Source organism: Microcystis sp. LE18-22.4A (assembly GCF_027531105.1).
Lineage (GTDB): Bacteria > Cyanobacteriota > Cyanobacteriia > Cyanobacteriales > Microcystaceae > Microcystis > Microcystis aeruginosa.
This window is the reverse complement of record NZ_JAPZRB010000144.1, coordinates 1-5,033: the sequence shown is the minus strand read 5'-3', so window position 1 is coordinate 5,033 and position 5,033 is coordinate 1. Positions and strand designations below refer to the sequence as shown.

The 5,033-nt window shown below is 36.9% G+C and carries 4 protein-coding genes and 1 pseudogene; 1 reads left to right on the top strand and 4 read right to left on the bottom strand.

Features of this window, described 5'->3' with window-relative positions:
- Positions 1-174, top strand: a pseudogene (locus O9295_RS06485) (RNA-guided endonuclease TnpB family protein); the annotation flags it as partial.
- A gap of 13 nt (positions 175-187) precedes the next feature.
- Here O9295_RS06485 and O9295_RS06480 read toward each other — a convergent pair.
- From O9295_RS06480 to O9295_RS06465, 4 genes are all read right to left on the bottom strand, one after another.
- Positions 188-658 carry a DUF4079 domain-containing protein gene (locus tag O9295_RS06480; protein WP_004162940.1) on the bottom strand — a complete coding sequence of 157 codons (471 nt, stop codon included), beginning with the start codon at positions 656-658 and terminating at the stop codon, positions 188-190.
- A 203-nt stretch (positions 659-861) separates the two neighbouring features.
- Positions 862-1,719: a glycosyltransferase gene (locus O9295_RS06475; RefSeq protein ID WP_288032404.1), complete on the bottom strand. Its 858-nt coding sequence runs from the start codon at positions 1,717-1,719 to the stop codon at positions 862-864.
- Between the two features lie 20 nt (positions 1,720-1,739).
- Positions 1,740-3,344 (bottom strand): glycosyltransferase 87 family protein, encoded by a 1,605-nt coding sequence (locus O9295_RS06470; protein ID WP_288032403.1) that lies wholly within the window; start codon positions 3,342-3,344, stop codon positions 1,740-1,742.
- Positions 3,345-3,383: 39 nt separating this feature from the next.
- Complete coding sequence (locus O9295_RS06465; protein ID WP_288032402.1) at positions 3,384-4,754, bottom strand: ArnT family glycosyltransferase; 1,371 nt, start codon at positions 4,752-4,754, stop codon at positions 3,384-3,386.
- Positions 4,755-5,033: the final 279 nt, after the last annotated feature.

Genomic DNA, 5,033 nt, shown 5'->3' with positions numbered 1-5,033 from the left:
TATTTGGGAAATCATCTCAACGGTACTGTTGGGCAAACAGAAACCGACCCAAACGCCTTGGGAGAGTCCGGCCTCTGGATTTTCAGTGGAGACATTGAGAATCTAAGCTGTCTCGTTGAACAAGGAATTTCCGATAGTGATAGGTCAAGAATCCCCCGTCACAGCGTAGCTTGACGGGGGGAGTATGTCAAATTTTGCTGAGAATACGCTGGACTATATCCATTCCTGTGAAGGCTTGCCAGCCAAAAAGACCTAAAATGACGGCATTAAGGGTAATATGGGTGATTCTGGCCAATTCATTGCCTTTTTGCATTAAAGGTACTAAAGCGGCACTGATCGAGATTAAACCCACCATCCCTAAACCCGCCAGCAGATGGGGACCGACAAATAATTTACCGTTATTAATATAAGTCACCGCCATACCCCCGATCGTCCCCAAGACCATTAAAGCGAGGATTAGGGAGCCAATTTGATAGTGTTTAGTGCGAAAATCCTTGGGCAATAATTCTTTTTTTAGGTCTTTATCTGCTGTACGCGTCCGTCGCCATTGTAGCCCCGAATAGAGGGCATAGATAGTTAATCCTAATAAAACCCACATGAGAATGGGATGGCCAAATTGTGACCAAGTTTTTACGGCACTGGGAATCTCGAAGTTCATAGTTGTCTGTTCTCATCAAAGATCGCTTCTTAATAAAAATTAACATGAATCGCTCACTCTTCCTTATTTTTCGGGTGATTATACTTGTCAGACTAGATCAGCAAGATAGCTCACCATCACCACTACTCGCCACTCCCCGCTCTCCTATAGCTTTTAAACAGGATTTAGTAAGAATAATGCCAGAAGCGGCAAAACTAAGGGTTTCAACCTAGACGCAGTTTAGTGATAATTCTTTGACAATAGAGTTGAATTCCTTGCAGCTTGGCTAGGGAGAATTTTGGTTTAATGGGAAGGATCAGTAAAGACATAAAACTCATCCGCAGCAAGCGATAAATAAGGATAGTTAAAGTCGTATGTTTTTCGAGACTGAGAAGATAACTATAGATATTATGAGTTAGTCTTAGATAACCATAGCGACGGGTGATAGAAGATGGTTCATGAATGATTTTAATCTGATTGGTAACAACGACTAAATAGCCTTGATTTGCGTATCTTCGGGAAAAATCAAAGTCTTCGTAGTAGAGAAAGTAATCGGGATCAAAATGGGGACAAGTGGAAAAATTCGAGAAATTAATTAATAAACTGCATCCCGTCACCCAGTCAGGAATAAGATAGGGTTTATCTCCATAGTCTAAGGATTCCTCCACCACGTTAATTGTGCCGATTTTGGCATTAAATTTTCCCCAACCAAACCAGATTTTACCATCCGGTTCGTAAATTTCTGTACCAGCGATGGCAACTTCCGGATATTGCTGAAAAAATTTGCTTGCTTTCTCCAGAGAGTCCGGTAATAAGTAAGCGTCAGGATTAACTAACCAAACGATAGCTTCTCTGTCTTGTTGATAAATCCAATCAAGTCCCAGATTACATCCTTTCCCAAATCCTAAATTTTCCCCCGCTTCAATAATCTTGACTCTTTGCGCTGCTAAAGATTGGATATTTTTATCTTCAGTGGAATTGTTAACAATGATGAGAGTAGCAGATAAGTCATCGTCGAGGGAAGCGATTAAACGCTTAATTAATTCCGCGCAATTGTAGTTAACGGTCAATAGATAAATCATTACAGATAAAAGGTAGAGAATTACTTTTTCTGAAGACGACAGAGATTAAATTTTTCGATTTTGGTGGGAAAGGGTTGACAACTTTGGAAGTCAATAACGAGATTTTCCTTCGCTAAATCCCCCACTATATCAGGCGATTTTTTATTAAAGTCCGTCTGGAGAATGTAGAGAGATTCTGGGGGAGTATTAGCAATAAATGTCTCGGCATTTTTTCGCATTAAAGTTCCCTCACTGACTCCAGTATTGCCTTTGAGTCTCACAAAACGAGTCGAAGCGGGAAAATAAGGGACGATAAAAGATGTTCCTTCATCTCCCCAGATAACAATCGTGGAATTTTCGTAGGGTTTTAATGCTTGACTATCGATACCAAAATAATGATCTGACCATCCCATTCTCCACCAATCCATCGGTTTAACCGTAGTGACAATTAAGGAAAATATTACCAAATTTATGATTAATAATGGTTTCTTTCGAGGATAAAGATAGGCAATAATCAAAATAATTAAAGTGGGAGTGATTAATTCTAATGGCATTAGATAACGATAGATAGAAAATCCCACTAACCAAATAGAGTAAGCGGTCAGAGAAAAAGGCAGTAAAAACCCTAAAACTGGACCGTGGGTTAAGTCAGGTTCAGAGGATATATTGCGATTAGAAATGGCACGAACAATAATCAATACTATTAGTAAAATTATCAATAAATAGGTTATAGCTAATCGGCTATCTTGGAAAGGAACCTCAGATACAAGAGTTTGTCTCTGGATAAAATAAACAGGATAAAACAACCATTGCCAGATATCTTTAGGCAAATATTGTATCCCTTTAAAATTGTAGTCGGTTTCGATATAAGGAGATTGAAATATTTTATTATAGAAGGGAAAAAGAGGATTAGCAAACTTTGTCCACATTAAGATTATCCAATAACCAGCAGTGAGACTAAAACCCACGGCCATTGAGAGAATTGATAGGATTAAATTGCGTAATTTGTCTGACCAAGAATTAGGTAAAAAATTAATGGCTACCAAAAAGCTAATACCATATAAAGCATTGGTTAATTTCAACCCCGTTGCTAATCCTAATAAGAATCCAGCTAAAAGAATATTTTTAGAGGGAATTGGCAGATTTTTCCCTAAACTACTAACTATAAAAAATAATCCTCCCAGAACGAAAACACTGGTGGTATTATCACCAATACTGGTTCCTAACTCCGAAATATAGGCTGCCCCAAAAATACTGGTAATCGCTGCCGCTATGCTTAGAGTTATCTTGTATCTTTCGGAAACTTTATCTAGGGAATGATAGGTAATTAGGTGAACTAACCATTGATTTAACCCGTGAAATCCTCCCATTAAAAACCCCACGACAATCGGAGGCAGTTTTAGATAATAAATAGCGACGAAAAAGGGAACATCAATCAGGGGATTAAAAAAAGTTTGTATCTGCGCGGGTAGGACATCATACTTAAACCTTCCTGTCAATAACATATAGGGATTATAAAAATGATAGTTTCGTAAATCCCAACTAACATCTTGACCTAAAATAACCGAGATAATTCCTAAAGCAATAAAGTAGGTAATTGCCCAAAATAAGGGATGAGAAAGTGGAAAACGTTTCAGGATTGTCATAATTGAAAATTCAAAATTTATTTGTTTAGTTTGACTAGCTTAACTTGGCAATTTATAGTTAAGGATGAGATTAAGATTACCTAGTAACAATCCCAAAAAGACAATCAGCATGATTATCTTGACAAAATTAGTTAAAATTTTCGATTTTTTCTCGGTTAAATCATTAAAGAAAAATCCCCCTAAAGTAATTGCTGTTCCGATAATAAAGTAATATCTACCGTAAGGGGAACTCAAAACCCAATCCTTAATATTTAAATTCACCGACCAAACGACAAGAAAAATAAAGATAGTGGCAGCACTGATAAAATCAGGGTTCTTACGAAAATCGTCTAAGAATATACCAAGCACTAGAAAGAGAAATCCATAGTAAGGAATTACATACCAAGCATAGTAATGACTTTGAGCGCCAGAAAAAATGAGAAGAATTGTATAGATTAATATAGGAAAAATAATTAATCGTATCTTAGATATTTTTAAAGAAAATCTGGAAAATAACAGTAGAGTGATCCAACTAAAAATTAACCAACCATCCTCAAAAAAAACTGTAGGTAAAACTAGATTTTTTAACATAGCAAAATCCGTAAAGCGATTTTTATGTTCTTGGAGAGTAGTTAAAAACCAACTAAAATCATAAAACCAACCGTAAAGGTAATACAAACCAAAGGATAAAACTGCCGTCAGAGAAGCGATTAAGCTATCTCGCCAATTTTTTTGTAATAATAGTAAAGCGACTAGAGAACCTAGAATATATAATCCTGTCACCTTAACTAAAGGTGCTAAACCACCTAGAACTATAGCCAAGTATAGATACTTTTTTTGAGACTTTTCACCGTACTGAAGGAATAAAATTGCTACCGCTAAACTTAGAAATAATAATAAATTTTCACTAACTGCTAAACGAGATAAAAAAACCGTATTGGGGTTAGTGGCAAAAATTAAAGAAGTTATAATCGCCACACCGGTATTAGTCAAACGTAAAGCTAATAAATAAAGTAAGAAAATAGAGAGAGTGCCAAAAACTAAAGAAGGAATTCTAATTACTGTTAAACTACAGTCAAAAAATTCCTTTGCTCCCGATAAAATAGCCGTCATACCCACAATTAATCCAAACAAGGGAGGATGATCAAACCAAGGGGTAACAAAACGATAACGAACAGCAGTTTTTTCCCAAACTGTCACCAAAAAATCATCCGTGGGACTGAGGAAAGACCAACTGGTAGGAACTCCCTCTTGAATCAAACTCATGCCACTCCAAGCAAAAGCAAATTCATCTTGAGTCCAGTTATAGGGAGGCAAGGAATCGTACTGATAATATCTTAAGATAAAACCTAATCCAGTAATTAATACACCCAGAAATAGACGGTAATCAAACTTTTCAAAATTCTTAAATGGAAAATCTCGTTGCAGCATTATTCTGAAATTGGCTCGCTATTTATCTTTTGGGGTGAACCCGCGCTATTGTATCATGGTTTGACGGTTAAATCTTTTAACAAACCCAGATCGATTAAATACCCGATTATCGAGGTTAAGTCATCTCGATAATTTCTCCTTAGTGGGACTTAAACAAATTTCAAGCCCAAACAAAGCCTAAACTGGCTTTGTAAGCGGCAAACACATCCCGATTCTCGGTCAGCCACTCAAAGAAACGGAAAGACATCGCTGTCCGAAAAGCTGCCAAGGCTTCCACAA

Bases quoted from the DNA above. Each gene is read 5' to 3' on its own strand.
- O9295_RS06480 (WP_004162940.1), bottom strand. From the start codon at position 658: ATGAACTTCGAGATTCCCAGTGCCGTAAAAACTTGGTCACAATTTGGC.
- O9295_RS06475 (WP_288032404.1), bottom strand. From the start codon at position 1,719: ATGATTTATCTATTGACCGTTAACTACAATTGCGCGGAATTAATTAAG.
- O9295_RS06470 (WP_288032403.1), bottom strand. From the start codon at position 3,344: ATGACAATCCTGAAACGTTTTCCACTTTCTCATCCCTTATTTTGGGCA.
- O9295_RS06465 (WP_288032402.1), bottom strand. From the start codon at position 4,754: ATGCTGCAACGAGATTTTCCATTTAAGAATTTTGAAAAGTTTGATTAC.